Source organism: Plantibacter sp. (genome assembly GCF_059073635.1).
Window position 1 is genome coordinate 526287 of the sequence record NZ_JCACOF010000008.1, and the last position, 25791, is coordinate 552077.

The window sequence follows — 25791 nt, forward strand, 5'->3', positions numbered from 1 at the left end:
CAGTCGCAGTGGCGAGGAGGTGCTTGACAGGCGGGCTGGTGGTTCGGCAGGCTTCGTCAGGAAAACCGCTTTCCCCACCGAACGGGGCACGCTCAACGAGGAGACAGTGATGACCGAACGAACACGACGCCCGTCGCACCTGCGGCGGCTCACGGCAGCGGCCTTGGGGGTCCTCCTCGCGGTCGGCGCCCTGGCGCAACCGACCGCGGCGGTGGCGCAGGAGACGACGATCCCCGTCGAGGACCTCGTGGGCTGGTCGGGTGTCGCGTTCGACGGCACGTCGGTCGCGCCGAGCGCGCCGCGCACCGCCACGGAGGGTCACACGGGTGCGAGTTCCGTCGAGGTCCTCCTCGACACCGGAGCGCGCACGGTGGACGGTTGGGAGATGGCGGTCCGGTCCCTGGACGACGCCCCGCTGGACTCGGTGTCGTTCTGGGTCCGCGCGGAGAACGTGACCACCGTCGGCGTCCAGCTCGTGGACACGACCGGGCAGACGCACCAGACCTTCCTCCCGGTCCCCGCGTCCGACGGGTGGCAGGAGCTGACCCTGCAATCGCCCGTCGCCGATCCGAGCCACAGCGCCTGGGGTGGCGCGGGTGACGGGATCTGGCACGGCCCGGCGCGGCAGGTCGGCTTCGTCGTCAACGGGTGGGCTCGGGCGGACACGGCGCAGCCGACCGCCCGTCTGCTCGTCGACGACCTCACCGTCCGGGCCGCGGACACCCCCGCCGGATTCACCCTGACTCCGGGGACGCTCGGCAACCTGTTCACCGAGGGCGATCCCCTCGCCTTCCCCTACACGTCCAGCGCCGACACGGTGCGCTGGACCGTCACGGACGGGGACGGACGTCTGGTCGACGAGGGCGAGGCGGACGCCGACGGCGCGCTGGAACTCACCGCCCTCGGACGCGGATGGTTCTCGCTGACCGTCGAAGGCCTCGTCGCCGGCGAGTCGGTCGGTTCCGCCTCCACGACGTTCGCCGTCCTCGCCGAGACCGACGTCGCCGCCACCGCGACCGGGCGGTACGGTGCAGCCACCCACTACGGCCAGGGCTGGGACCCGGCCTCGATGGGCGCCCTCGCGGTCGGCGGTGTGGCGCAGTTCCGCGACGAGGTGTACTGGAGCGAGGTCGAGACGACCCCCGGCGTCTACGACTGGTCGCGTCCGCGAGCCGAGTTCCTCGACGCTGCACGCGATTCCGGCGTCAAGCCGCTCCTCCTCGCCGGCTACGGCAACCCGCTGTACGACGGTGGCAACGGACCGGTGAGCGATGAGGCCGTGTCCGCCTACGCCGCGTACGCGGCCGCGATGGCCGACGAGTTCGGCGACATGTCGACGGGCCTCGAGATCTGGAACGAGTGGGACCTCGGCCTCGGCGGGAACACCAACGTCGCCCCGGAGCACTACGTCGACCTCCTCGCCGCGGCGTCCCCCGCCGTGAAGGCCGTCGCCCCCGACCTGCCGGTCATCGGTCCCGCGGTCGCGATCCTCAACACCGACTGGCTCGAACAGACCTTCCGGCTCGGAGCGCTGCAGTACCTGGACGGCATCGTCCTCCACCCGTACAGCTACCCGGTCGGGGCCGAGGCGCTCGACGAGACCCTCAGCCGGGTCGACGCGCTGGTCCGGCAGTACAACGGCGGCGAGTCCATCCCCCTGTGGGTGACCGAGCTCGGCTGGCCGACCGGCACCAACGCCCGAGCCGTGTCCGAGTCGTCGCAGGCGGCCGACATCGCCAAGTCGGCGGTCATCACGGCGATGCACGACGTGGAACGGACCTTCATCTACGACCTCGTCAACGACGGCGTCGACGCGCAGGAGACCGAGGAGAACTTCGGCCTGCTGCACCACCCGCAGGACCCGCTGGGCGCCTTCACCCCGAAGCCGGCGTTCGTCTCCTACTCCACGGCGGCCGAGCTGTTGGCGGACGCGACGGCCACCGGGCGGGACACCTCCGTCGCCGACCTCTGGAACGTCTCCTTCGACACCCCCGACGGACCGCTGCGTGCGCTCTGGTCGACCTGGGACCGGGCGGTCACCCTCGAGTTGCGCGGGGAGGTCGTGATCACGGACCTGTACGGCGCGTCCCGCACGGTCTCCGCCGGCGACGGCATGAGCATCCTGCTCGAGCTGGGTGAGGGCCCGGTGTACGTCCAGGGCGAGGTGGTCGGCGTGACCGCTTCGGAGACCGCGCTGACGCTCGACCCCGCCTACCTCGGGCAGACGGTCACCGCGCGGTGGACCATGGACAACCGGGCGGGTACCACGGAGCGCACCGTCGCGCTCCGCTTCGACGACGGCCAGGAGGCGTCGCAGACGGTCCCCGCCGGGACGACCGGAACCGTCGTCGTCGAGCTGCCACCGGCGAGCGCGCTCGGAGAACTGCTCGTCCAGGCCACCCTCCTCGAAGACGACGTCGAGCTCGGACGTCTCTCGGCACGCACCACCGTCGGTGAGCCCGTCACGCTCGTCGGCGATCAGGTCGCCCTGGCCGACGGCGGCAGCGCGCTCCGCCTGACCGTGGACAACGCCTCGGGCGAGCCGGTGACGATCGACCGCCTGACCGTCGACCTCGGCGGTTCCACGCAGACGTTCCTCGACGGGGTGACGGTCGCGGCGCACGAGGCGGCGACCGCCGACCTCCCGCTCGCCGGTCTCGCAGGGCGGACGGACTGGAGTGCCGTGGCGCTCGTGGGCGGGCGCGAACTGACGGCGTCGGGTGTCGTCGTGCCCCTCGACCTCGGCGCTGCGGTCGACGCCGCGCACCGCACGATCGAGGTGGACGGCGTGCTCGACGACCTCGACGACCTCACACCGATCGTGCCGGTGGCCACCGGACGCGCCGCTGACGACCAGTCCGCGAGGGCCTGGTACACCTGGGACGAGGACGACCTCTTCCTGTCGGTCGAGGTGACCGACGACGTCCACGACCAGCCGGCGGTCGGCGCGAACATCTGGCAGGGCGACTCGGTGCAGTTCACCGTCGCGGCGGGTGCACCGGGATCGGCGACCGGATGGCACGAGCTCGGGATGGCGCTCACCCCGGCCGGGCCCCAGCTGTACCGGTGGCTCGCGGTGGGGGAGGGGCCCGGGACGGTCGCCGGTGCTCGGGTCGCCGTCGAACGGGACGACGCCGCCGCGACGACGGTGTACGAGGTGGCGGTGCCCTGGGTCCGGCTCGCCGGTGTCCGTCCCGACGCGGCGCTCCTGAGCAGCGCCTTCATCGTGAACGAGGCCGACGGACAGGGCCGGGACGGGTACCTCGCCTGGGGTGGCGGCATCGCGGCCGAGAAGGACTCGGCGCAGTTCCTGCCCGTCCGACTCCTGCCGGCAGCCGGGACCGGTGGCGGCACGGATCCGGGCGCCGAGCCCGGGACGGGCGCCGGGACGGGCCCGGGGCCCGGCACCTCGGGTGGTTCCGACGGAGGCGCAGCGTCGACGGACCGATCCGGGACGCGCGGGCTCGCCGGCACCGGAGTCGACGGCACGGCGACGCTCGTGCTGCTCGGACTCGGGGCGCTCGCCGCCGGGGCGCTCGTCGTCGCACGTGGCCGACGCGCGACCGGCCGCCGACCGTGACCGACGGCACACCTCGCCGTCCCGTCGTCACCGGCCTGCGGGTCGGTCGACGGCGGGACGTCGCCGTCGCCGCGGTCCCCGAACCGCCGCTCTCGTGGCTCGTCGAGGCGGCGCCCGGCTGGACGGGTTCCCGTGCCGTCGTGCGCTTCGACGGTGTCGAGGAACGCGAGCTCGGTCCCCATGGGGTGCTCGAGCCCTGGCCGTTCGCGCCGCTGACGCCCGATTCGGAGCATCAGCTCGAGGTCCGTGTGGACGGCGTCGACGGCACCGACTCGGCAGTGGAGCCCGCCGCTCCGCTTCGTCGCCCGTTTCCTCGACGAGCCCTGGTCCGAGCCGCTGCTCGCGCACCCCGCCCCGGTGCGGGAGGCCCAGCCGTTCGTCCTGCGGCGGGTCGTGACCGTCCCGGCCGACGTCGAGTCGGCGACCCTGTGGAGCACCTCGCACGGCGTCCACCAGGTCTCCGTCAACGGGGTCGACGTCGACGACCACGTCCTGAAGCCCGGTTGGACGAGCTACCGGGATCGGCTCACGGTCACCGGAACCGAGGTCGGCGCGTTGCTCACCCCGGGGGCGGAGGACGTCGTGACCGTCCGGGTCGCCGGCGGCTGGTTCACCGAGCGCTACGGCTTCGGCGAGAACGCCCGCCGACACTACGGGGAGCAGCCTGCGGTCTCCCTCCGACTCGACGTGCGGTGCGCGGACGGTCGGACGGTCCGCGTGGGAGGCGACGGGGCGTGGCTCGTCGACCCTGCGCCCGCCCTCGTCGACAGCGGCCTCTACGCCGGCGAGACCTGGGACCTCCGCCGCGAGCTCGACGGTGGGCATGACGGGTCCGAGCCGTGGCCCGCGGCGGCGATGCGTCCGTTCCCCGCCGACGTCCAGGTGCAGACCGACGACGCCGAGCCGGTCCGCGTCGTCGACGAACGAGCCCCGGTGGCCCTGTGGCCGAACCCGGACGGCACCGGGACGATCATCGACTTCGGCCAGAACCTGGTCGGTCGGCTCCGGCTCCGGCTGGACGCACCGGCGGGCACCGAGGTGGTCCTCCGGCACGCCGAACTCCTCCAGGACGGTGAGCTGTACACGCGATCGTTGCGTGCCGCTTCGGCGACCGACCGCTTCGTCGCCGACGGCCGGGGCCCGCGCTGGGTCGAGCCGGAGTTCACCTTCCACGGCTTCCGCTACGCCGAGGTGCGAGGCGTGCCGGAGTCGGTCGGAACCGACGACGTCCGCGCCGTCGTCCTCCAAACCGCGCTGCGCCGCACCGGCTGGTTCTCGTCCTCCGACCCGATGCTCGACCGCCTCCACGAGAACGTGGTGTGGAGCGTCCGGGGCAACACGCTCGCGCTCCCGACCGATTGCCCGCAGCGGGACGAACGGCTCGGCTGGACGGGTGACGCGCAGGTCTTCTCGGCCGCAGCGGCGTCGCTGTTCGACGTCGACGCCTGCTTCGCGTCCTGGCTCGACGACCTCGCGCTGGAGCAGCGTGCGGCCGGCGGGGTCGTCCCGACCGTCGTGCCGAACCCCCTCGGCTCGTTCAGCGAGGTCGCCGCAGCGGGCTGGGGTGACGCGGTGACGATGGTGCCGGACGTGCTCCGCGACCGCTACGGCGACCTGGCGGTGGAGCGTCGCCTCGCCGCCTCCATGCTCGCCTGGGTCGAGGCGTGCGCCGACCGCTCCGACCCCTCCGGGCTGTGGGAACAGGGCTTCCAGTACGGCGACTGGCTGGACCCGACGGTGAGCCGACCGGACAAGGCCCGCACCGATCCCGGACTCGTGGCCACCGCGTTCCGCGTCCATTCGGCGCGCCTGGCGGGAGCCGCGCTCGAGGCGGCCGGGGACCACGTCGGCGCGGAACGGGCACGGGCACTCGCCGAGCAGGTGGGCCGGGCCTTCCGCGCCGCCTATCTCACCCCCGCCGGCCGCGTGATGTCGGACACTCCGACCGCGTACGCCCTCGTCCTGGCGTTCGACCTGGCCCCGGCAGAGCGCCGAGGCGTCCTCGCCGAGCGGCTCGCCGCCCTGCTCCGCGCCGGCGGCCACCACCTCGCGACCGGGTTCCTCGGGACGCCGTTCGTGCTCGACGCGCTCCTCGACCACGGTCAGGAACGGGCCGCTGAGCGCCTGCTGTTCCAGACCGCCTGCCCGTCGTGGCTGTACCCGGTGACCCAGGGCGCGACGACGGTGTGGGAACGGCCGGACGCCATCCGGCCGGACGGCTCGGTGCATCCTTCCGGGATGGTGTCCCTCAACCACTGTGCGTTCGGTGCCGTGGCCGACGTGCTGCACCGGCGCATCGGGGGCCTCGCGCCCGCCGCTCCCGGGTACCGGCGGATCCTCGTGCAGCCGTGGTTCCCCGAAGCCCTCCGGCACGCGTCCGTGGTGCACGAGACGCCGTTCGGTCGCGCGGAGGTCGCCTGGGAACGCGTGCCGGACGGCGTGTCGGTGTCCGCCACGGTCCCGACCGGGAGCAGCGCCGAGGTGCGCCTACCCGACCGGCCCGTGTTCGAGGTCGGCTCGGGGACGCACCGATGGACCGTCCAGCTCCCACCCGCCGAACGGCCCGTCGCCCTGGGGGTCGACGCCGACCTGGCGCGACTCATCGACCACCGCGGTGTGGGCGCGCTCGTCTCAGGAATCCTGCGCGAGGCCGAACCGGCGCTCGCCGAGGAGTTCGACGCCTACATCCGCTGGGTACCGGGGCGGACCCTGCGTGCCGAGCTCGCGGCGGTCGCGGCGCCCCCGGAGGTGGTCGCGCGGATCGACGAGGGGCTCTCCTCCCTCCTGCTGCCCGCGCGCTGAGTCCCCGGTGCCTTCGGCCAGCGCGGTGCGCTGGCGTGAACGCGGGTTGTGCGCGCGAGCGCGGGTCTCTGGAGGGGCGCGCTCACGGTTGTGGGGCGCGGTCGTGCCGGTTGGGGTGGGCTCACGTCAGCGCGGTGCGCTGGCGTGAACGCGGGTTGTGCGCGCGAGCGCGGGTCTCTGGAGAGGCGCGCTCGCGGGCGTGGGGCGCGGTGGTGCCGGTTGGGGTGGGCTCACGTCAGCGCGGTGCGCTGGCGTCAGGGGGACGGGGTCAGCGGTCGCTTCGGGATCGACGGGCGACGAACCACCAGACGAGCATCGACAGGACACCCGCGCCGAGCGCCGCGAGGAGGAGCCCACCGAACGGGTCGTCGGCGGGGACGCCGTTCAGCATCCATACGCCCATCACCAGGGCGGCGATCATCGCGGACGGGGCCAGCCAACGCACAGCGTCACGCGCCGCGCCAGGCTTGCCCACGATCCCTCGACTGCGGCGTCGCACCGCGCCTGCCACGCCCAGCACGGCACCGAGGACCGCGAGCGCCGACAGGGCGATCGCCGCGAGCCCCGGCCACAGCGCAGCCAGCCGAGCGGACATCGGTGCTCCAGCGTCGACGCCCGCCACCGTCCCGGCCGGGAGGTCGAGGACGACACCGAGGTCGTCGCTCACGGACGTCGAGCGGCCATCCGACCGTCGTCGTCAGGCGCGAGCTCGACGGTCGCCGTCTCGCGGCCGGAACCGCCCTCGGTCCGCCGCCGGTCGCCACGCCCCGGCCTCGGTGGGGGTCCACCCGGCCGTCGACGGCGTCGTCGAGGAGCTCGTCGGTCGGCGGTGAAGCTGACAGCCGGAACGGGCCCTGCTGCGACGTCCTCGTCCCAGGCGACGCCGCTCGTCCAGCCGTCGAGGAGCGCGACCCAGCTGATCCGGTCGACGTCCCGGCCATCGACGGTCGCGGCGACGGCCGGCCTCGTGGACGGTCGTCTGGATCACGACGTCGTGCAGGCCGGTGCGCACGTCGTCGAAGGTCGTGCGGAGCAGCAGTCGACCGCTCCTCGCGTTCCGTCGTGAAGGGCGCGTCCTCGCCGTCGATCGTCACACCGGTCGACCGTGAGGCCCAGGTCCTGGCCGTCGACGACGGCCGGCCATTCGCGCACCACCTGTCCGGGCACCGCGCCCTCGTCGGAGAAGTCGACGCCGAGGCGTTCGGTCACGCGCAGTCGCGCACCGTCGCCGTCGGTCCGCGTCAGCTCCGCGTCGAAGTCGGCTGTGGCGATCGTCGTGAGGGTCGATCCGGGGATGTCGCCCGTGTAGCGAACGGGGTGTCTCGGACTCCAGCGACGGCGCCGGGAGGACGTTCACCGCGACGATCGCGCCGACGACGAGGAGCACGGCGAGCACCCGGACGGCGATGCGCGGTCCGGTCAGGAAGCCCGCTCTCGATCCCGTCGGCGCGCGAGGCGCGATCGGCCGCGGCCGCCGGCATGGTGATCTCCGGGGCGATCAGCGCGGCCACCCGTCGGCCGGTCGCCCGGGGCGGAGCGCCGAGCACGGCGTAGGGCAGGAGGCGGTCGCGCAGGCTGGCGCGATCGAGCAGCTGCGTCCGCTCGGCGAACACCCGGATGCCGAGGAGGTGCTGCTTCACGAGCGCACCCTTGCGGGTCAGCGGCCGGGCGGTCAGGGCGATCGCGAGGACGATGACGGCGAAGACGGTCGAGAGGGCGACGAAGGCGAGCGGCCACCACACCACCGCGAGCACGGTCTGATGGGAGAGCTGCCGGACGATGCCCCACTGGAGGAGGGTCAGCGCGATCGGTGCGGCGATGAACCAGTCACGCACGAAGCCCTTCGGCACCCGGCGGAGGCCCGCGCTGGATCTGCCCGGCGCGTTCCGGCCCGGTGAGGTACCGACGCAGGGCACGGGGTCGGTCGCCCAGACGGCCGGCCCGCTTGGCGGCACCGGCCGCCGCGATGAGGCGCGCCTGTCGTTTGGCCTGCTGCTTCGTGCCGCTCACCGCGGCGTCCTTGAGTCGTTCGGCGAGCTCCATCGTCGCGGGCGACCGGAGGAGGTGCGCGGCGATGCGCGGCGAGATGCCCTCCGGCGGTTCCGACTGGGCGAGGTACCACGGACGTCCACGCGCGTCACCCCACGCGACCGCACGGGCCGCGAACGACAGCAGGAGCGTCGCAGCGAGGACGAGCATCGGCAGGACGGGTCCGAAGGTCTGCACCCAGAAGATCCAGGACTGCGGGGGCATCGTGATCGAGCCGGCCTCGAACGGCATGGTGAACCGCGCCTGCGCGTGCGGTGGGGCCGCGTCGTCGCTCGTGAACGCGTAGGCCACCTCGCCGGGTGGGGCGTCCGGCTCCGGGGTCAGCCACTGCCCGGCACCCACGAGGGTCCATGCGAGGGAGCCGCGCGGTTGCCGGACGAGACGGTCGTCGAGCTCCTGTGGGATGGTCACCCGCACGTCGAGTTTCGCCACGGCCTGCTGCAGGTCGGGGCCGAACACGTCCCACCGGAGCAGGTCGACGGGCTGCCCGGTGGCGGGGTCCGGAGTCGACGTAGGCGAGATCGGAGAGCTGGTACCGGATGACGAGCTCGTGGTCGCCCGTGAGCTGCTCACCGGGGTCGACGACGAGCCGGAGGAAGACCGCTGCCCGCTCCCGGGTCACGTCCTGCTTCACGCCGTCCAACGTCACCGTGATCGCTGACGGGTCGAGGGCGTGCCCCTGGTACTCGGTCGCGAGCACCCGTTCGATGGTGTGGTCGTCGAGGTCCTTCGGGAAGAACGCGTCGATGCGCTCCTCGACATCGGTGACGAGCCGGCCGTCCTCGTCTGTCGTCACGCGGTAGTCGGCGGCTGAAGGAGCGGGCGATCCAGGTGTCGGTGACGTCGGATGCCTCGTCGGTGAGGTCGTCGAGAGTGAGCGGCGGATTGATGACCGGGCCGACGAGGAGGATGATCCCGCCGATGGCGACGAGCCCCCAGAGCTGGCGCAGCCCGCTGCGGAGGCGGGAGCCGCCACGCGACTGCAACCATCGCTCGACCCGCAGGAGCCAGGCGGAGAGGACGGTCCACAGTGGCGTGTGCCGTGGCGCGGGATCCGGGATGCGGGTGTCGGGTTCGCCCACGCCGTCCGGTTCCGTCACGTCGTCGAGTGTAATCCCGTGGCGTCGCGCGACAATCCGTGGACCGCTGTCGCCGGCCACCGCGCGGATCGCCGAGCTCGCCGAGCACACGCTGCTCGCGGCGGCGGAGCCCGACCAGGTGATCGCGACCACCCCGAGGCGCTGAGCGTCGCTCCGCGAACCGGCGTATCGGATGACCCGATGGCTCGCGCAGGCACGTCCCCCGTTGTCGCCCTCGCGCCGCGTTCGTACGCTCGCAGCATGCGTTTCAGTCCTCCCGTGCTCCAGTCCCTCGACGGCTCCTTCCGTCACCTCAAGACCCCGCTCGTCGACGCTCCACCGGCGCAGCGCGACCCGGCCGTCATCGAGACCGTCTCCGCGATGCTCCTCGACATCGAGCGGCGCGGCATGGACGCCGTGCTCGACGCCGCGCGACGGCTCGACCGGTACGAGGGCGGCGACGTCGAGCTGACGCCCGAGCAGATCGCGACCAGCGGCGACCGCCTCCCCGCGGACCTCCGCGCCGCCATCGACCTCGGCGGCGAGCGCACCCGGGCCTTCGCCCAGGAGCAGCGCTCCCACCTGCAGGACTTCGAGACCGAGCTCGTCCCCGGACTCGTCACGGGCGTGAAGTACGTGCCCGTCTCCCGCGTGGGCGCCTACCTCCCGGCCGGCCGCTTCCCGCTCACCGCCAGCGCGTTCATGACGGTCGGCGTCGCCAAGCAGGCCGGTGTGCCGACGGTCATCGCCTGCACCCCGCCGCAGCCCGAACGGCGGCGCGAACGACGCCGTCGTCTACGCCGCGCACGTGTCCGGTGTCGACCGCGTCTTCGTCCTCGGCGGTGTCCAGGCGCTCGCCGCGATGGCCTACGGTCTGCTCGGCGAGCTGCCGATCGACATGCTCGTCGGTGCGGGCAACGCCTTCGTCGCCGAGGCCAAGCGGCAGCTGTTCGGCACGGTCGCGATCGACCTCCTCGCCGGTCCGTCCGAGGTGGCCGTCCTCGCGGACGAGACCGCGGACCCGATCCTGGTGGCCGCCGACCTGCTCGGGCAGGCCGAGCACGGACCGAACTCGCCGGCCGCGCTCGTGACGACGTCGGAGGAGCTCGGCCGCGCGGTCATCGCCGAGGTCGAACGCCAGCTCCCGACGCTCTCGACCGAGTCGATCTGCGGGCCCGCCTGGCGCGACTACGGCTCGGTGACCGTGGCCGACGACCGCGAGACCGCCGCGGCGCTCATGGACGACCTCGCCCCGGAGCACCTCGAGGTCATCACGGCCGACGACGCCTGGTACCACGAGCGGTTGCTCAACTACGGGTCGATCTTCCTCGGCGCGTGGAGCACCGTGGCGTACTCGGACAAGGGCATGGCGGGGACGAACCACGTGCTCCCGACCGCCGGCGGCGCCAAGCACAGTGCCGGGCTCTCGGTGTCGCGGTTCCTGAAGCCGCTCACCTACCAGCGGATCGCCGAGGCGGCGACGCCCGAGCTCGCCGACGCGGTGCAGGTCATCTCCGATTCGGAGGGGATGGCGGCGCACAGCGCGACGGCGACGCTCCGCACGGCCCGGCTCAGCTGAGGCGGTCGGCGCCGGCCCCCTCCGCTGCGCAGTCGCAGTCCCTGGCGGAGCGCGTGCTGGGCCTCCTGCATCGCCTCGTCGAAGTCCAGTTCGGGGTCGTGGAGGATCCGGGCGGTCGCGCGAGCGTGCGCGCGGGCCTCGCGCTCGACCGCCTCGGATGCGGCTGTCTGCTCGACGGGTTCGATCGAGGGCTCGCCGATCGTGGCGAACGCACGCGTGAGGCTGAGCTGCACCTCGCGGTCGCCCCGGCCGAACTGCCTCGCCAGCAGCTCGGCGAGCGCCGACGCCTCCCGCTCCGGGACGACCCCTGCGGCGGTGCGCCAGGCGGCTCGGGCGACCTGATCCTCCTCGTCCTCCAGCAGTGCGAGGGTGATGGCCGACCAGGTGCGGGGGTCTCCGGTCTTCGAGAGGGTGTGGAGCGCCTGGCTGCGTGCCTGTGGGAAGACCGACCCGAGTTCCTCCATCAGGCGAGGAACGGTCACCTCGGGGTCGTGCCGCACGAGTGCCCAGGTGAGCATGTCGCGCACGAAGAAGTCGGGCTCGACGGCGCAGCGGTCGACGAGGACCTCGATGTAGGCGGTCTTCGGGGTGGTGCCCGCGGCGAGCGCAGCCTGGAGCCGGTCTGAAGAGGCCGGCACGCGGAGGGCGCGGGCGAGCCCGTTCGCGGCGGCGTCGTCGTATTCCGAGGACATCTCGACCACCTTCCGGGGTGTGGGGACGGGTTTCCAGCGTAGGTGTCCGGTGACGCCGACGGCCCCCTATGACGGCGCTCGTCGTGCGGACGGCCAGACTGGACCCATGATCACCATCCACCTCCGCTACCAGATCGACCCCGAGCAGCTCGACACCTTCACCGAGTACGGGCGGCGCTGGATCCGCCTCGTGAACCGGCTCGGTGGCGACCACCACGGCTACTTCCTCCCAGCGGAGGGCGACAACGACGAGGCGTTCGCGCTGTTCAGCTTCCCCTCGCTCGCCGCGTACGAGCAGTACCGCATCGCCGCGGCGACGGACCCGGAGTGCATCGAGGCCTACGAGCTCGTGCGGGGCACCGGCTGCATCGTGCGCTTCGAGCGTCGCTTCCAGACGCCGCTCTTCGGCGACGAGGCGGACCGCCGACCCTGAGCCTCAGTGACCCTGAGCCACGGTGAGCGTCAGTAGGGCGCGCGGAACGTCAGGGTGAACCGGGTCGGCGCGTCCTCGGTGAGGAGGGACCCGTTCAGGAGTTCGGCGCGTTCGCTCAAGCCGACGAGCCCGTGGCCCGCGGACGACCACGAGCTGTCCGACGACGCGCGCGGGGCGGGCGTTCCGGATGACCACGGTGACCTCGTCTGCGGAGGCTTCGGCGCGCACGTCGACCGCGGCGCCCGGCGCATGCTTGCGCGCGTTCGTCAGTCCCTCCTGCACCGTCCGGTAGATCGCCCGCTGCACGGGTGCGGGGAGGCCGTCCGGCAACTCGATGGCGGAGGTGACGGCGATGCCGCTGTCCGCGATCAACCGGTCGAGGTCGTCGACCGTCGGTTGCGGGGCCAGCGGCGCATGACCGGTCTCCGCGCGCAGCAGCGTCACCATGTCCCGCAGCTCGTCGAGCGTGCGCGACGCGAGCGAACGGATCGTCACCGCCATCCGCTTCGTCCCGGGTTCCTCGGTCTGCACCTGGATCGCGCCGGCCTGGACGGCGATCAGACTGACCTGGTGGGAGACGACGTCGTGCATCTCCCGGGCGATGCGCGTGCGCTCCTCGACGAGGACGTCGGAGGCGATGCGCGCCCGCTCGCTGCGTCGGATCTGTTCGAGGTCGTGTATGCGGTCGAACAGTTCGCGGCGGGTGCGGACGAGCAGACCGAAGGCGATCGGTGCCGCGGCGTAGAGTGCGGCGTACACGATGGACAGGATCGTGTAGTTGGGCGACGTCCACCCCCACCACGGCACCGCGGCGAGGACGAAGACCACGGCGCCCGTCGTGACGAGCCGCCAGCGTCGACGTTCCCGCACCGCGACGGAGAAGAGCGACGCCAACCCGGCCAGGGTGGCGAGGTTGAGGGTGAAGGCCGGCACGGCGAGGAGGAGCGACAGCCACGGCCAGCGTCGCCGGAAGATCGAGGCCGACGGCGGCGGCGATCGCCAGGCCGGACTCCCAGGGCGTCGCCCACTCGAGCGTCGTCAGGCTCTCGACGGCCGCCGCCGCGATGAGGGCGAGTTCGAGGAGGACCGACCAGAGCCGGGAGCGCCGCTTCACCGCGGGGTCCGCCTCGTCGCCGCGGACCCCGGCACGCTCGGCGATGATGGCGGCTTCGAGTCGGGTCGTCACCTCGAGTTTGCCGAGGATGGCACTCACGTGGTCCTTCACGGTCGCGCGGCTGAGGTGCAGTGCCTCGCCGATCTCGGTGTTGGACGCGCCGGTCCGGAGCGCCGCGAGCACGTCCTGTTCGCGGCCCGTCAGCCCGGACAGTCGCCGTCGCCGCCTCGCGGTCGGCGGTGCGGGCGAATCCGCCGACGAGCGTCCGGGACACCTGCGGGGAGAGCACGATGCCGCCCGCGGAGAGGGATCGGAGCAGCATGGGGAGCTGCTCCGGGTCCGTGTCCTTCACGAGGAACCCCGCGGCGCCGCTGCGGAGGGCGCGGGCGATGTAGTCGTCGGAGTCGAAGGTGGTGAGGATCGCGACGACGGGCGGGTCGTCCCAGGTCTGCAGTTCGTCGAGGATGTCGAGCCCGTTGCGCCCGGGCATGCGGACGTCGAGGAGGACGACGTCGGGACGGCTCGAGCGGATCGCCTCCACGGCGCCGATCCCGTCGACCGAGGCGACGACCTCGATGTCCTCGACGGCACCCAGGATGAGTTCGAATCCGGACCGCACCAACGCCTCGTCGTCGACGATGGCCACTCCGATCACGGTGTCCTCCTCAGCTCGACTCTCACCCTACGAGTCCCGGGAACCGGCGCGGCGACGGCCGGGAGGCGGAACCCGCCAGGTGGCGGGGGTGGAATAGCCCGCAGCAGGATGCGGGTCGCGCCGCGCCGAGGCGGAGACTGAATCGCTCTGGTCCCGTGGAGCGGAACCTGGCGCGTCCGGGATCGACGATCGTCGGACGGACGATGGGGGAGCACGCATGGGGGACATCACGTGAGGTCACGACAGGGGAGTGGCGCGCGCCGCCGGACCGGCGTCGACGACGCGCCGACGGTCGGTATCGGGATCCTCGCGACCGTCGGCGTCATCCTGTTGCTGGTCCTGGCCGGCGCGTTCGTCACGACCCTGGCCCTCGGTGGTCGTTGATGGTCGAGGTCTCCCTCGCGCAGCGGATCCCGCTGTCGAAGCCCTTCCACGCCGCCGGTGAACTCGAACAGCTCGAACGCGTCCTCGCCGGAGACCACGTCCACGGCGACGGTGCCTTCACCGCGTCGGCATCCGAGCGCCTCAGGGACCTCACGGGCGCGCCGCACGTGCTCCTGACCACCTCGGGGACCCACGCGCTCGAGATGATGACCCGCCTGATCGGCGTCGGTCCCGGCGACGAGGTCATCCTGCCGACCTTCACCTTCCCGTCGGCGGCGAACGCGGTCGTCCTCGCCGGAGCGACGCCGGTCTTCGTCGACAGCGACCCGGTGACGGGCAACCTGGACCCGCAGCACGTCGCCGACGCCATCGGACCACGCACGCGGGCGATCTCGGTCATGCACTACGGCGGTGTCCCGGTGGACGTGCCGGCGTTCCAGCAGCTCACGGCCGAGCACGGGCTGCACCTGCTCGAGGACAACGCGCACGGCCTCGGGGTCGCCGGCGACGGTGTCCGCCTCGGCACGGTCGGAGCGATGGCGGCCCAGAGCTTCCACGACACGAAGAACGTGCACTGCGGCGAGGGCGGCGCCCTGCTCATCTCCGACGAGACCGTCCTGCTCCGCGCCGAGATCATGCGCGAGAAGGGGACCGATCGGGCCCAGTTCCTCCGCGGGCAGGTCGACAAGTACAGCTGGGCGGACCTCGGGTCGAGCTACCTGCCGAGCGAGCTCAACGCCGCCGTCCTCGACGCCCAGCTCCGCGACTTCGACGTCATCCAGGGGCATCGGCATCGCATCTGGGACCGCTATGCGGCCGAACTCGCCGAGTGGGCTCACGATCGCGGCGCGACGCTCATGGACCCGCCCGGTGGCGTGCATGCCGCGCACCTGTTCTTCCTCCTGCTGCCGGATGCGGGGGTGCAGCAGGAGTTCCTGCGCCACCTCCAGGCGCACGGTGTCGGAGCGGCCTTCCACTACGTGCCGCTGCACTCGAGCGCGGCGGGCCGGCGCTACGGCAGAGTGGTCACCGAGCCGCAGCACGCGGTCCGGTTCGCCGAGCGTCTCGTCCGGCTCCCGTTGTGGCCGGCCATGACGGACGACGAGGTGGACCGGGTCATCACGGCGGTCCGCGCGTTCGGACCCGTGACACCAGCGGCACCAGCAGCACCTGCGGCACTCGCAGCGACGGCATCGACGGGACAGGACTCCATATGGGCATGATCGGGCAGGGGCTCCGAGCCATCCGCGGCGAGGGCGTCCGATCGACGCTCTGGCGCGCCGCGCACTTCGCCGACGGACGGTTCAACCCGATGCGGCGCAAGCCGACGGACCTGTACCCGAGCGACGCCATCGCCGCGGACTGGACGGTGCCGCGGAACTTCAACGCCGCCGAGTTCCCGGAGCGCCCCTACGACGTGGCGTGGTTGATCTCGCCGCCGAGCCGGACCTCGGGCGGGCACCAGAACGCCTTCCGGTTCATGGAGTTCCTCGAGCGCGCCGGGCACCGGCTCACGATCTACCTGTACCAGGCGTCGGCCCAGCCCGCGGTCGACATCCCCGGGATCCGGGCGATGATGGCCGCGAGCAGCGCGTACCCGGAGCTGCAGGCCGACCTCGTCCGGTACGACCCGACGACCGGCATCGCGCCGGGCGCGGACGTCGTCGTGTCCTCCGACTGGCAGACGGCCTACCCCGCGTTCCGCTACGAGGGGCCGGCCAAACGGTTCTCCTTCGTGCAGGACTTCGAACCGTGGTTCTACCCGGCCAGCAGTGAGTACGTGCTCGCGGAGAACACCTACCGGTTCGGGTTCCACGGCTTCTCCGCTGGGCCGTGGCTCGCGCAGAAGGTCGCGGACGAGTACGGGATGAGCTGCGACCACTTCGACTACTCGGTCGACAAGCAGCACTACTCGCACGTGAACGACGCGCCCCGCACCGAGATCCTGTTCTACGCCCGCCCGCCGACACCTCGACGCGGCTGGGAGATCGGCGAGCTCGCCCTGACCGAGTTCCACCGGCTGCGCCCCGACATCACGATCAACCTCGTCGGCTGGGACATGTCGGGATACGAGACCGGGTTCCCGTTCGTCAACCGGTCGGCGATGGACATCTCGGAGCTCAACGCGGTCTACAACCGGTGTGCCGCGGGTCTCGTCCTCTCGCTGACCGACATGTCGTTGCTGCCGCTCGAGATCATGTCCTCCGGCGTCGTGCCCGTCGTCAACGACAGCCCGAACACGACCGGGGTCCTCGACAGCGAGCACATCGAGTACGTCCCGTTGTCGCCCGCGGCCATCGCCCGTCGCCTCGTCGACATCGTCGAGCGGCCCGACGCGGTCGAGCACGCCAAGCGGATCTCGGCGTCGATCACCGCCGCGGACTGGTCCGACCCGGGCACGCAGTTCGTGGCGCAGTTCGAGCGCGCGATGCGCACGTCGATCTGACGAGCCTCCGCCGCGTCAGCCCGCCTGCACCGGTCAGCCCGCCCGCACCTGTCGGCCACGCGAGTCGATGTCGGGCACCGTGGCGGTGGTGGCCGCTTCGCGCGAGCCGAGGGCGGTGAGTGCAAGCTCGACCGCCTCCCGCACGCTCAAGCCGGTCGCCGTGAGGGTGTTCAGCTGCGCGAGGGCCTCGGGATCCACGATGACGACCGAGACGGGCGACTCGGGCCCCGCCTCGCCCACGGCGGACCCGGCGCGAGCCCGACGGGTGGCGAGCCCGCGAGCGATCCACGCCCGGTTCCGCTCGACATCGATCTTCAACAACCGTTTGTTGTTCCGGACCCGTTCGGCGACGAGTCTGCCCTCGTGGATGTCGGAGTACACCTGCCAGCGCGGGTAGAGGAGCCGGGTCGCGAGGTCGGTCGGTCGCAGGGGGACCGGGAGGTCGTCGATGAAGTCCTGCAGCACGGCGTCGGCGAGCGCCTCGCGGAGCGGTCGCCGCTGCAGGGTGTCGTCGGGCGAAGCTGGGAACGGCAGGGTCATGGGGATCCGGTGGTCAGAGGTCGGGTATGGTCCAGTGTCACTCCGGGTCCTGCGCCCCGGGTGGACTTCACCTGGAAACCACCCCGGAACCAACCCCTGCAATCCGTTGACCGTGCAAGTGCCGGTCTCATCGCACGGACCTGATCGGCAGCACGGCGAGTCCGCCCAGGACGGCGAACACGATCGCCGCGACATACAGCGCGTGATAGTTCTCCCCGCCACCGAGCGCGAGCAGGGGGACGGCGACGATCGGTACGAGCAGCTGTGGGAGCTGATACGAGAGGGAGACGATGCCGAGGTCCTTGCCGGCCTCGTCGAACGACGGCAAGACCTCCGTCATGAGGGCGATGTCGACGGACACGTAGGCCCCCTGAGCCGCTCCGACGATGAAGATGCCGACGAGGAACACGGTGACGTCGGGGGAGATGATCGCGACCCCGAGTCCGACCGCGCTCAGGAGGCTGGAGACGAGCACGATCGGCTTGCGTCGCCCGGTCCGGTCGGAGATCCAACCGAACAGGACCGTCATGACGATGTTCCCGACCGTGAAGATGATGAGCGCGTTCGCCTGGACACCCGACGCCTGCTCCTTCGGGATGCCCAACTGGTCGATGATGAAGAACAACAGGTAGATCGACACCGAGACGATCGACATCGTCACGAGCAGGCGGCAGGCCCACGCCCAGAAGAAGTCGCGATAGCGCACGGGGTTCAGCCAGTACGTGGACAGGATGTCGGCCACGCGCAACGGCGGAGCAGGTACCGTCCGCACGATGTCCCGGAGCCCGAACACGAGCGCGGTGCTCAGGACGCCGCCGATCAGGCCCGGCACGACGAACCAGGTCCACCGCGCGTCATTGGGGAGGGCGGCGACGATCTGCGCACCGACGATCAGGGCGAGCCCGCCCGAGACGCTGGCGGCGGCTGCGACACGCGCCCGGATCCGCGCCGGGATCTGATCGGCGAGCAGCGCGTGCACCGCCATGTTCGTCGCACCGAAGCCGAGCTGCACGATGCTCCACCCCAGGATCGTCACCGCGAGGCTGTCACCCGTCGCCAGGATCGCGACCCCGCCGAGCGCCACGACCGCTCCGCCGAGCATCCACGGCCGCCGCATCCCGAAGCGCGAGACGCGAACGGTCGGACAGCCGGCCGAACAGCGGCGTGATGATCATGATGACGACGCCGCCGACCGCCGCGACGATCGAGAGGTTCGTCCCCTTCGTCGCGTCGTCGAGGAACGCGAGGGCCTTCGGGATCGACGCCCCGCTGATGGTGCCGAGCGCCAGCGTGACCCCGAACCAGGCCAGGACGAACAGCGGCAGGAAGCCGCGCGCCTGCGGTGACCCGGGGACGGCGTCCGGATCGACCGCCGCGACGGGGACGGCGTCACCGATGCGCGGCTCCGGCTCGGCGGGCCCCGTGGACGGACCGGTGGGTGGGGTGAGAGCTGACATCATCGTCTCCTCGGCTGGATCGGTTCGGGCACGAGCGGGTTCGTCCCGTAGGCCTCACGGAGCGCGGTGGCCTGGACCGCCTGCCACTCCCTCGCGCCCGCCATGACGGCCGTGAGACCACCCGACGCATGGACGTGGCCGCGCCCGATCCACGTCACCGTCGGGACCCCCGCCTCCACGAGTCGGCGTCCGTACGCCAGACCCGCGTCGCGGAGCGGGTCGTGCTCGGCGACCTGGATCAGCGTGGGCGGCAGGTCCGAGAGGTCGTCGGCCTCGAGCGGGGAGGCGTAGGCGTCCGCCGCACGCGGACCGCCGAGGTAGAGCGGCACGAGTGCCTCCGCGTCGTCCAGCCCGAACCCGCGCGCGTACCGTGTGGCGGAGTCGCCCGACGGGGTCAGCGACACCGCGGGGACCTCGAGCGCCTGATGGACGAGGGGGAGGTCACCCGAGTCACGCAGGTGGAGGACGGCGCTCGCCGCGATCCCGCCACCCGCCGAGTTGCCGGCGATGCCCAGGCGGCCCGGGTCGACGTCGAAACGGCTCGGGCCTGCTTCGGAGGTCAGGACCCGCAGGGCGTGGATGGTGTCGTCGACGGCGGCCGGATAGGGGTGCTCGGGTGCGAGCCGGTATCCGAGCGCGACGACCTGGATCCCGGCGGCGAAGGCCCGGGCGGCGAGCAGTCGGTCGTTCAGGAGCTCGTGGACGGTGCCGGACGTGAAGCCGCCGCCGTGCAGCGCGAGTTGGGTCGGCGCCGGAGACGGGAGTCCTTCCGGGCGGTACCGGCGGAGCTCGAGCGGGCCGGCCGGTCCGTCGATCCAGCTCGTGGTGATCTCGACCGACGGTGGCGCGGGTTCGGTGAACTCCTCCGCCAGGAGGTCGGAGAGCCGCCGCGCCGCCTGCCGACGGAGGGCGAGGTCCGAGGAGCGGAGTGCCGGCAGCTGCTCCGCGTGCTGCTCGATCCGCGCAGCCCAGGCGAGGATGCCCGGGTCCAGCCGCAGCTCCTCCACGGACGTCACCGCGAGGCCTCCGCCGGCTCGCGGAGCGGCGCGCCGTAGCTCACCGGCTCCTCGTGCAGCGTCCGCAGGGTCGTGATGACGTCGCGGTGCAGGTGGTCTGCGGCCGGGACGTGACCGGTCAGCCCGCCGGAGGTGTGCGTCTGCCCGATGTACCGGACGCAGCTCACCGGCACGCCGGCCTCGCTCAGCACGCGGGCGTAGGCCTCGCCGTCTCCGCGGAGCGGGTCCATCTCCGCCGTGTAGATGACGGCCGGTGGCAGATCCCGGTGGTCGGTCGCGAGGAGTGGCGACGCGTACGGTTCGTGCTGCGTCGCCCGGTCCGGCCCCAGGTACTGGAGCACGAGCTGGCGCGCGAGGCGACGCAGGATGGCACCCGGCACCTGCGTGATCCCGCGGGCGTCGAGGTGTCCGCGCGTCAGGTCGAGCGCCGGAGCCTCGAGCAGCTGCAGCCGGATCGGCCGCTTGGCGCGGTCCCGGTTCATGAGGGTCACGGCGGCGGCGAGGTTCCCGCCCGATGATGCACCGCCGATCGCGAGTCGGTCGGGGTCACCGCCGAGTGAACGCGCGTGCTCGGCCGCCCACTCGAACACGGACCAGCACTGCTCCGGCTGTGCGGGGTACCGGACCTCCGGGGCCAAGGAGTACTCGCCGGCGACGATGATGACACCGGCCTCCCTGGCGCGGCGACGGAACCCGGCGTCCCAACCGATCCAGTCGATCCCGGCGATCGTGAAGCCACCGCCGAAGAAGTACACGAGGACGGGCCGGCCACCGGACGCACCGTCGGCCAGGGCGGGGAGTCGCTGCTGGTCGGGCCAGTAGACGCGGAGCCGTGCGTCCGGGTGGCCGGGCACGTGGACGGTGTGGTCCTCGGTCGCTGCCACGAGGGTCTCGGTGCCGAGCGCCTCGGAGGACACCCGGTCGAAGGCGGCCGCGTGTGCTCGCCGCCCGACGGGATCCTTCGGCTCGGGCGTCTGCAGCGCTGCCAGACGCCCCGTGATCGCCGTGACGAACGCGTCGACGGTGGGCTTGCTCCGAGCCATGGTGTTCCTCCGATCCCGGCATCGATGCCGTGTCCGGTTCGAGTATCCGCTATCGAAGAACTTCGATCAAAGAACTTTTTACGAGCTAGGATCGTCGGAGGAGGTGCGCCATGGACGAGCGACCGCAGAAGGCGACGATCTACGCGGTGGCCAAGCGTGCCGGCGTGAGCATCTCGACCGTCTCCCTGGCCATCAACCACCCGCAGCGGGTGAACGAGGCGACGCGACGATCGGTCATCGCCGCAGCGACGGAGCTCGGTTACCGCGGTGGTGCCGCCGCGAGCGGTGCTCAGCGGATCGCCGTCGCTGCGCCGTTCTCGAGTTACGCCTCCTACTACCGGCGACTGTCGGGGATCATGGAGCGCGCCGCGATGGACTCGGTCGAGATCGTCGTGCACGACCTCCCCTCGGCGGCGGGGAGCGACAGTCCCGTCCTCGACGCGCTGCCCATGCGAGCGGGGATCGACGGCATCGTGGTGATGGGCGTGCCGCTGTCACCGGCCGCGTTGGAGTCGAAGGCGCTCCCCGGCCCGCCCGTCGTCCTCGTCGACGTCCCGGACGGCGCGCAGCGGCGGCTCGGGCTGCCCTCCGTCCTCATCGACGACGAACGGGGTGGTGAACTCATCGCCCGACATCTCGTCGGAGCTCGGTCACGAACGGGTGGTGTTCCTCCACGAACCGCAACGCTCCGAGGAGTACGTGTCGGCCGGCATGCTGCGGGCGCGCGGCCTCGGTCACCTGCTCTCCGTCTCCGAGGCCGTGGCCGACGTCGCCGCGACAGACCTCGTCGAAGCCGTCGGTGCCGCGCTCGAGCGGGCGTTCCGGGCCGACCCGGAAGCGACCGCCGTGGTCGCCAACCACGACGAGCTGGCCGCCGCCGCGCACCGGGCGTTCCGCGTCACCGGCGCGCACCTGCCCGTGGGACGCTCGCTCGTCGGCTACGACGACGGACCGCTGGCGTCGGCGCTCGACCTCACGACGGTCCGCCAGCCGTTCGAGGAGTCCGGGTACGCGGCGCTCGATCTCCTGCTCGGTCGGCTCTCGGGTGAGCACGCCCGCGTCTCATCGGTCCAGCTCGCACCCGACCTGGTCGTCCGAGGCACCACCTTCCGCGTCTGACCCGACCCCGCGAGCGCCCGCCGCCGCGACGCTGTTAGCCTCGACGCACGAACACCACCGTTGAGGGAGGAATCGTCATGGGCAACGACGCCGGACGACAGGACCGAGCACGCGCAGGATCGAAGCGGGACGGAGCGCTGCAGCCCGCGGGTGGCGGGGAGGCGGAACCCGTCCTGGTCCAGGATCCGGAGCTGCCGCCCACGGCGGTCGACGAGGCCGACCTCGCCCCGAGATGGACCCCGGCGAAGGTGATCCTGTGGGTCGCCATCGCCTTGCTCGGCGGTCTCGCCTGGACGATGCTCGCCCTCGTCCGCGGTGAGACGGTCAACGCGATCTGGTTCGTCTTCGCGGCGGTCTGCACCTACCTCATCGCCTACCGCTTCTACTCGAAGCTCATCGAACGCAAGCTGCTGCGCCCCGACGACCGGCGGGCCACCCCGGCCGAGTACCTCGCCAACGGCAAGGACTTCGTCCCCACCGACCGCCGGGTGCTGTACGGCCACCACTTCGCGGCGATCGCCGGAGCCGGTCCACTCGTCGGCCCGGTGCTCGCGGCACAGATGGGCTACCTGCCCGGCACCATCTGGATCATCATCGGCGTGATCCTGGCGGGTGCCGTGCAGGACTACCTCGTCCTCTTCTTCTCGATGCGCCGCGGCGGCCGCTCCCTCGGCCAGATGGCGCGCGACGAACTCGGCGTGATCGGCGGGACGGCGGCGATCATCGCGACGCTCGCGATCATGGTCATCATCGTCGCGATCCTCGCCCTCGTGGTCGTCAACGCGCTCGGCGAGAGCCCGTGGGGTGTCTTCAGCGTCTCCATGACGATCCCGATCGCACTCTTCATGGGCGTGTACCTGCGCTTCATCCGGCCGGGCAAGATCACCGAGATCTCGATCATCGGCTTCGTCCTCCTCATGTTCGCGATCGTCGCCGGCGGCTGGGTCGCCGAGACCGAGTGGGGCGCCGCGGCGTTCACCCTCGACCGCACGGTCATCGCCGTCGGGATCATCGTCTACGGCTTCGTCGCCGCGATCCTGCCGGTGTGGCTGCTCCTCGCACCACGCGACTACCTCTCCACGTTCATGAAGATCGGCACGATCGTCATGCTCGCGGGCGCGATCGTCCTCGTCCGCCCGGAGATCACGGTGCCGGCGTTCAGCGAGTTCGCCGGTGGCGACGCCGGCCCGGTCGTGAGCGGCTCGCTCTTCCCGTTCCTCTTCGTCACGATCGCGTGCGGCGCCCTCTCCGGCTTCCACGCGCTCATCGCCTCGGGCACCACGCCGAAGCTGATCGAGAAGGAGCGCCAGACCCGCTTCATCGGATACGGCGGCATGCTCATGGAGTCGTTCGTCGCGATCATGGCCCTCGTCGCGGCACTGTCGATCGACCGCGGCATCTACTTCGCGATGAACTCCTCCGCAGCGGCCACGGGCGGCACCGTCGAGGGCGCGGTCGCCTTCGTGAACTCGCTCGGCCTCGCCGGAGTGAACCTCACGCCCGACGTGCTCACGCAGACGGCGGCGAACGTGGGGGAGGAGTCGATCGTCTCCCGCACCGGCGGTGCGCCGACGCTCGCCCTCGGCCTCGCGCACATCATGCAGCAACTCATCGGCGGCACGTCGCTCATGTCGTTCTGGTACCACTTCGCGATCATGTTCGAGGCGCTGTTCATCCTCACCGCGGTCGACGCCGGGACGCGCGTGGCGCGCTTCATGCTGCAGGACACCTTCGGCAACATCATCCCGAAGTTCCGCGACCCGGACTGGCGGGTCGGAGCATGGATCTGCACCGCGGTCATGGTGGCGGCGTGGGGAGCGATCCTCATCATGGGCGTCACCGATCCGCTCGGCGGCATCAACACCCTCTTCCCGCTGTTCGGCATCGCGAACCAGCTGCTCGCCGCCATCGCGCTCGCCGTCTGCATGGCGATCGTGGCGAAACGCGGGAACTTCCGCTGGCTGTGGATCGTCGCCGTCCCGCTGGCCTTCACCGCCGTGGTGACGATCACCGCGTCGATGTTCAAGATCTTCTCGCCGGTTCCGGCCGTCGGCTACTGGGCGCAGAACGCGGCGTTCCGTGAGGCGCTCGCGGCGGGCGAGGACAGCTTCGGCAATGCACCGACGCGGGCGGCGATGGAGGCGGTCGTGCGGAACACCACGGTGCAGGGGGTGCTCTCGATCCTGTTCGTGACCCTCGCGATCATCGTCATCTTCTTCGCGATCCTCCACACCGTGCGGTCGTTCCGCTCGGGTGGCGGGCCGAGTTCGGAGGATCCGGCGCTGCCGTCGCGACGGTACGCGCCGTCGGGGCTCATCGCCACGAAGGCGGAGAAGGCGCTCGAGCGCGAGTGGTCGACCGTGGACGCCGACAAGCGACCCGCGCGGTCGGGGCACTGATGGCCGGCTTGCGGCGGGGCTGGGCCGTCGCTGCGGTGGTTCGTCACCTCGCTGATGGGCGACACCGCCTACGCCACCTACGTGGAGCACCAGCGTCGCGTCCATCCCGACGCAGCCGGTCCCGGACGAGCGCACCTTCTGGCGGGAGCGCTTCGCGGAGCAGGACCGGACGCCCGGTTCGCGCTGCTGCTGAACCCCCGACGGGTGCCGCCGACAGCCGGTCCAGAGGCAGATGTCACGGTTGGATAACAGAGCGTTGCGTCAACGCGTTTGACGCTCATACCGTGACGTCAATCGTTTGCAGTCAAACGATTGACACTCGGACCGATGGAGGCGCGATGCTGACGATGAAGGATGTCGCGCTGCACGTCGGCGTCTCCGTCTCCGCCGTCTCCCTCGTCCTGAGCGGCCGCGGCCCGGGGCGGGTGAACGCTGAGACGGCGGCCCGGATCCAGGCGGTGGCCGACGAACTCGGCTACGTGCCCAACCATCTCGCGCGCTCGCTGAAGACGAAGCAGAGCCGGACCATCGGCGTCGTGTCGGACCAGGTCGCCACCGTGCCGTTCTCCGGCCAGATGCTCGCCGGAGCCCAGCAGGCCGCCTGGGACGCCGGCTTCATGCTCATGCTGATCGACACCTCCGGCAACGAGGCGGTGCAGACACCGGCCGTGCAGTCGTTGCTCCAACGGAACATCGAGGCGCTCATCGTCGCGACCAACTTCCACCAACTGGTGGACGTGCCGTTCGTGCCCGCCAAGCTGCCCGTCGTCATCCTCGACGGCCGACCGGAGCGGGAGGTCGACGCCACCGTCGATTTCGTGGTGCCCGACGAGGAGCGCGGTGCGTACACCTCGACGAAGCTCCTGATCGACGCGGGACACCGTCGGATCGGCTTCTGCAACGTGGCCGCGTACCCGATCGCCTCTCGGCTGCGGGAGCAGGGGTACGCCCGTGCGCTGGCGGAAGCCGGTATCGAGCGGGACCCGGCGCTCACCGTCGTGGCCGACGACGCGGCGACCCGTCACGCGATCGGGCCCGCCGAGACCTTGCTCGATCGGCCCGATCGGCCGACGGCGGTCTTCGCGTTCAGCGACCAGACGGCGATGGGCTTCTTCCACGTCGCCCGGCGGCTCGGCCTCGCCATCCCGCACGACCTGTCCATCACCGGCTTCGACAACCAGGAGTTCGTCGCCGATGCCCTCGATCCCGGATTGACCACCGTGCAACTTCCCCATCGCGAGATGGGCGAGTGGGCGGTGAACCGGGTGATCGAACGACTCGACGGGACGTTGGACGGTGTCGGAGGGGAAGGGTGCCTGATGCCCTGCGCACCCGTCGTCCGACACTCGATCGGACCCCCTCCCACCTGACCCGGCGGCAGCCGACCTCGCGCAGGGTGGCGCA

The 25791-nt window shown here is 71.8% G+C and carries 21 protein-coding genes and 4 pseudogenes; 13 read left to right on the plus strand and 12 right to left on the minus strand.

Annotation, left to right across the window (positions count from 1 at the left end):
* The first annotated feature begins 109 nt into the window (after window positions 1–109).
* On the plus strand, window positions 110–3580 hold the full coding sequence (locus AC5JOC_RS09800) for a sugar-binding protein (RefSeq protein ID WP_494246332.1): 3471 nt from the start codon (window positions 110–112) through the stop codon (window positions 3578–3580).
* Between the two features lie 246 nt (window positions 3581–3826).
* The gene (locus AC5JOC_RS09805) at window positions 3827–6382 is read left to right on the plus strand and encodes an alpha-L-rhamnosidase (RefSeq protein WP_494246333.1); all 2556 of its coding nucleotides are present in this window, start codon (window positions 3827–3829) and stop codon (window positions 6380–6382) included.
* A gap of 268 nt (window positions 6383–6650) precedes the next feature.
* Here AC5JOC_RS09805 and AC5JOC_RS09810 read toward each other — a convergent pair whose 3' ends face one another.
* The 3 genes from AC5JOC_RS09810 to AC5JOC_RS09820 all read right to left on the minus strand — a co-directional run bounded on the left by AC5JOC_RS09810 (window position 6651) and on the right by AC5JOC_RS09820 (window position 8890).
* The gene (locus AC5JOC_RS09810) at window positions 6651–7049 is read right to left on the minus strand and encodes a hypothetical protein (RefSeq protein ID WP_494246334.1); all 399 of its coding nucleotides are present in this window, start codon (window positions 7047–7049) and stop codon (window positions 6651–6653) included.
* Window positions 7050–7623: 574 nt separating this feature from the next.
* Window positions 7624–8217, minus strand: coding sequence for a hypothetical protein (locus AC5JOC_RS09815; RefSeq protein WP_494246335.1), 594 nt, complete (start codon window positions 8215–8217; stop codon window positions 7624–7626).
* Entirely contained in the window at window positions 8210–8890 is a 681-nt protein-coding gene (locus AC5JOC_RS09820) for a hypothetical protein (RefSeq protein WP_494246336.1), read from the minus strand. The genes AC5JOC_RS09815 and AC5JOC_RS09820 overlap by 8 nt, the downstream gene beginning before the upstream one ends.
* A gap of 1001 nt (window positions 8891–9891) precedes the next feature.
* On the opposite strand from AC5JOC_RS09820, the pseudogene AC5JOC_RS09825 reads away from it, so the two are divergent.
* The 3 genes and pseudogenes from AC5JOC_RS09825 to AC5JOC_RS09835 form a co-directional block, all read left to right on the plus strand.
* Window positions 9892–10209 (plus strand): annotated as a pseudogene (locus AC5JOC_RS09825) (histidinol dehydrogenase); the annotation flags it as partial.
* A 31-nt stretch (window positions 10210–10240) separates the two neighbouring features.
* The gene (hisD, locus tag AC5JOC_RS09830; RefSeq protein WP_494246337.1) at window positions 10241–11089 is read left to right on the plus strand and encodes a histidinol dehydrogenase; all 849 of its coding nucleotides are present in this window, start codon (window positions 10241–10243) and stop codon (window positions 11087–11089) included.
* 798 nt (window positions 11090–11887) lie between these two features.
* Complete coding sequence (locus AC5JOC_RS09835; RefSeq protein WP_192004255.1) at window positions 11888–12214, plus strand: NIPSNAP family protein; 327 nt, start codon at window positions 11888–11890, stop codon at window positions 12212–12214.
* Between the two features lie 3 nt (window positions 12215–12217).
* Here AC5JOC_RS09835 and AC5JOC_RS09840 read toward each other — a convergent pair whose 3' ends face one another.
* The 3 genes and pseudogenes from AC5JOC_RS09840 to AC5JOC_RS09850 form a co-directional block, all read right to left on the minus strand.
* Window positions 12218–13147, minus strand: a complete 930-nt coding sequence (locus AC5JOC_RS09840) for a sensor histidine kinase (RefSeq protein WP_494246338.1) — start codon at window positions 13145–13147, stop codon at window positions 12218–12220.
* A 280-nt stretch (window positions 13148–13427) separates the two neighbouring features.
* Window positions 13428–13511 (minus strand): annotated as a pseudogene (locus AC5JOC_RS09845) (LuxR C-terminal-related transcriptional regulator); the annotation flags it as partial.
* 199 nt (window positions 13512–13710) lie between these two features.
* Window positions 13711–13983 (minus strand): annotated as a pseudogene (locus AC5JOC_RS09850) (response regulator); the annotation flags it as partial.
* Window positions 13984–14214: 231 nt separating this feature from the next.
* Between AC5JOC_RS09850 and AC5JOC_RS09855 the strand changes: the two are divergent.
* Genes AC5JOC_RS09855 through AC5JOC_RS09865 form a run of 3 tightly spaced genes read left to right on the plus strand, consistent with a single transcriptional unit; the run spans window position 14215 to window position 16813 of the window.
* Window positions 14215–14367 (plus strand): hypothetical protein, encoded by a 153-nt coding sequence (locus AC5JOC_RS09855; RefSeq protein WP_192004258.1) that lies wholly within the window; start codon window positions 14215–14217, stop codon window positions 14365–14367.
* Window positions 14367–15590: a dTDP-4-amino-4,6-dideoxygalactose transaminase gene (gene rffA, locus AC5JOC_RS09860; protein ID WP_494246339.1), complete on the plus strand. Its 1224-nt coding sequence runs from the start codon at window positions 14367–14369 to the stop codon at window positions 15588–15590. The genes AC5JOC_RS09855 and rffA overlap by 1 nt, the downstream gene beginning before the upstream one ends.
* On the plus strand, window positions 15587–16813 hold the full coding sequence (locus AC5JOC_RS09865) for a rhamnosyltransferase WsaF family glycosyltransferase (protein ID WP_494246340.1): 1227 nt from the start codon (window positions 15587–15589) through the stop codon (window positions 16811–16813). The genes rffA and AC5JOC_RS09865 overlap by 4 nt, the downstream gene beginning before the upstream one ends.
* 33 nt (window positions 16814–16846) lie before the next feature.
* On the opposite strand, the gene AC5JOC_RS09870 is transcribed toward AC5JOC_RS09865, so the two are convergent.
* From AC5JOC_RS09870 to AC5JOC_RS09890, 5 genes are all read right to left on the minus strand, one after another.
* A complete protein-coding gene (locus tag AC5JOC_RS09870) occupies window positions 16847–17353 on the minus strand; it encodes a hypothetical protein (RefSeq protein WP_229939262.1) in 507 nt (168 codons plus the stop codon).
* A 127-nt stretch (window positions 17354–17480) separates the two neighbouring features.
* Entirely contained in the window at window positions 17481–18455 is a 975-nt protein-coding gene (locus AC5JOC_RS09875; protein ID WP_494246341.1) for an MFS transporter, read from the minus strand.
* Entirely contained in the window at window positions 18400–18810 is a 411-nt protein-coding gene (locus AC5JOC_RS09880) for a hypothetical protein (protein WP_494246342.1), read from the minus strand. Before AC5JOC_RS09880 ends, AC5JOC_RS09875 begins: the two co-directional genes overlap by 56 nt.
* The gene (locus tag AC5JOC_RS09885) at window positions 18810–19826 is read right to left on the minus strand and encodes an alpha/beta hydrolase (protein ID WP_494246343.1); all 1017 of its coding nucleotides are present in this window, start codon (window positions 19824–19826) and stop codon (window positions 18810–18812) included. Before AC5JOC_RS09885 ends, AC5JOC_RS09880 begins: the two co-directional genes overlap by 1 nt.
* Window positions 19823–20869, minus strand: coding sequence for an alpha/beta hydrolase (locus tag AC5JOC_RS09890; RefSeq protein ID WP_494246344.1), 1047 nt, complete (start codon window positions 20867–20869; stop codon window positions 19823–19825). The genes AC5JOC_RS09885 and AC5JOC_RS09890 overlap by 4 nt, the downstream gene beginning before the upstream one ends.
* Before the next feature lie 110 nt (window positions 20870–20979).
* Between AC5JOC_RS09890 and AC5JOC_RS09895 the strand changes: the two are divergent.
* Window positions 20980–21075 (plus strand): annotated as a pseudogene (locus AC5JOC_RS09895) (LacI family DNA-binding transcriptional regulator); the annotation flags it as partial.
* Between the two features lie 128 nt (window positions 21076–21203).
* Here the strand turns inward: AC5JOC_RS09895 and AC5JOC_RS09900 are convergent.
* Complete coding sequence (locus tag AC5JOC_RS09900; RefSeq protein ID WP_494246345.1) at window positions 21204–21494, minus strand: hypothetical protein; 291 nt, start codon at window positions 21492–21494, stop codon at window positions 21204–21206.
* On the opposite strand from AC5JOC_RS09900, the gene AC5JOC_RS09905 reads away from it, so the two are divergent.
* From AC5JOC_RS09905 to AC5JOC_RS09920, 4 genes are all read left to right on the plus strand, one after another.
* Window positions 21485–21988: a substrate-binding domain-containing protein gene (locus AC5JOC_RS09905; RefSeq protein ID WP_494246346.1), complete on the plus strand. Its 504-nt coding sequence runs from the start codon at window positions 21485–21487 to the stop codon at window positions 21986–21988. The genes AC5JOC_RS09900 and AC5JOC_RS09905 overlap by 10 nt on opposite strands.
* Window positions 21989–22065: 77 nt before the next feature.
* Window positions 22066–24387: a carbon starvation CstA family protein gene (locus tag AC5JOC_RS09910; protein ID WP_494246347.1), complete on the plus strand. Its 2322-nt coding sequence runs from the start codon at window positions 22066–22068 to the stop codon at window positions 24385–24387.
* A gap of 103 nt (window positions 24388–24490) precedes the next feature.
* On the plus strand, window positions 24491–24580 hold the full coding sequence (locus AC5JOC_RS09915) for a CstA-like transporter-associated (seleno)protein (protein ID WP_494246369.1): 90 nt from the start codon (window positions 24491–24493) through the stop codon (window positions 24578–24580).
* A gap of 145 nt (window positions 24581–24725) precedes the next feature.
* Window positions 24726–25757 (plus strand): LacI family DNA-binding transcriptional regulator, encoded by a 1032-nt coding sequence (locus AC5JOC_RS09920; protein WP_494246348.1) that lies wholly within the window; start codon window positions 24726–24728, stop codon window positions 25755–25757.
* Window positions 25758–25791 lie beyond the last annotated feature (34 nt).

Excerpts from the sequence above, each read along its gene's own strand:
- AC5JOC_RS09880 (WP_494246342.1), bottom strand. The coding sequence starts at position 18,810 with ATGTCAGCTCTCACCCCACCCACCGGTCCGTCCACGGGGCCCGCCGAG.
- AC5JOC_RS09890 (WP_494246344.1), bottom strand. The coding sequence starts at position 20,869 with ATGGCTCGGAGCAAGCCCACCGTCGACGCGTTCGTCACGGCGATCACG.
- AC5JOC_RS09835 (WP_192004255.1), top strand. The coding sequence starts at position 11,888 with ATGATCACCATCCACCTCCGCTACCAGATCGACCCCGAGCAGCTCGAC.
- AC5JOC_RS09865 (WP_494246340.1), top strand. The coding sequence starts at position 15,587 with ATGATCGGGCAGGGGCTCCGAGCCATCCGCGGCGAGGGCGTCCGATCG.
- AC5JOC_RS09910 (WP_494246347.1), top strand. The coding sequence starts at position 22,066 with ATGGGCAACGACGCCGGACGACAGGACCGAGCACGCGCAGGATCGAAG.
- AC5JOC_RS09920 (WP_494246348.1), top strand. The coding sequence starts at position 24,726 with ATGCTGACGATGAAGGATGTCGCGCTGCACGTCGGCGTCTCCGTCTCC.
- AC5JOC_RS09900 (WP_494246345.1), bottom strand. The coding sequence starts at position 21,494 with ATGAGTTCACCACCCCGTTCGTCGTCGATGAGGACGGAGGGCAGCCCG.
- rffA (WP_494246339.1), top strand. The coding sequence starts at position 14,367 with ATGGTCGAGGTCTCCCTCGCGCAGCGGATCCCGCTGTCGAAGCCCTTC.
- AC5JOC_RS09875 (WP_494246341.1), bottom strand. The coding sequence starts at position 18,455 with ATGCTCGGCGGAGCGGTCGTGGCGCTCGGCGGGGTCGCGATCCTGGCG.
- AC5JOC_RS09800 (WP_494246332.1), top strand. The coding sequence starts at position 110 with ATGACCGAACGAACACGACGCCCGTCGCACCTGCGGCGGCTCACGGCA.
- AC5JOC_RS09870 (WP_229939262.1), bottom strand. The coding sequence starts at position 17,353 with ATGACCCTGCCGTTCCCAGCTTCGCCCGACGACACCCTGCAGCGGCGA.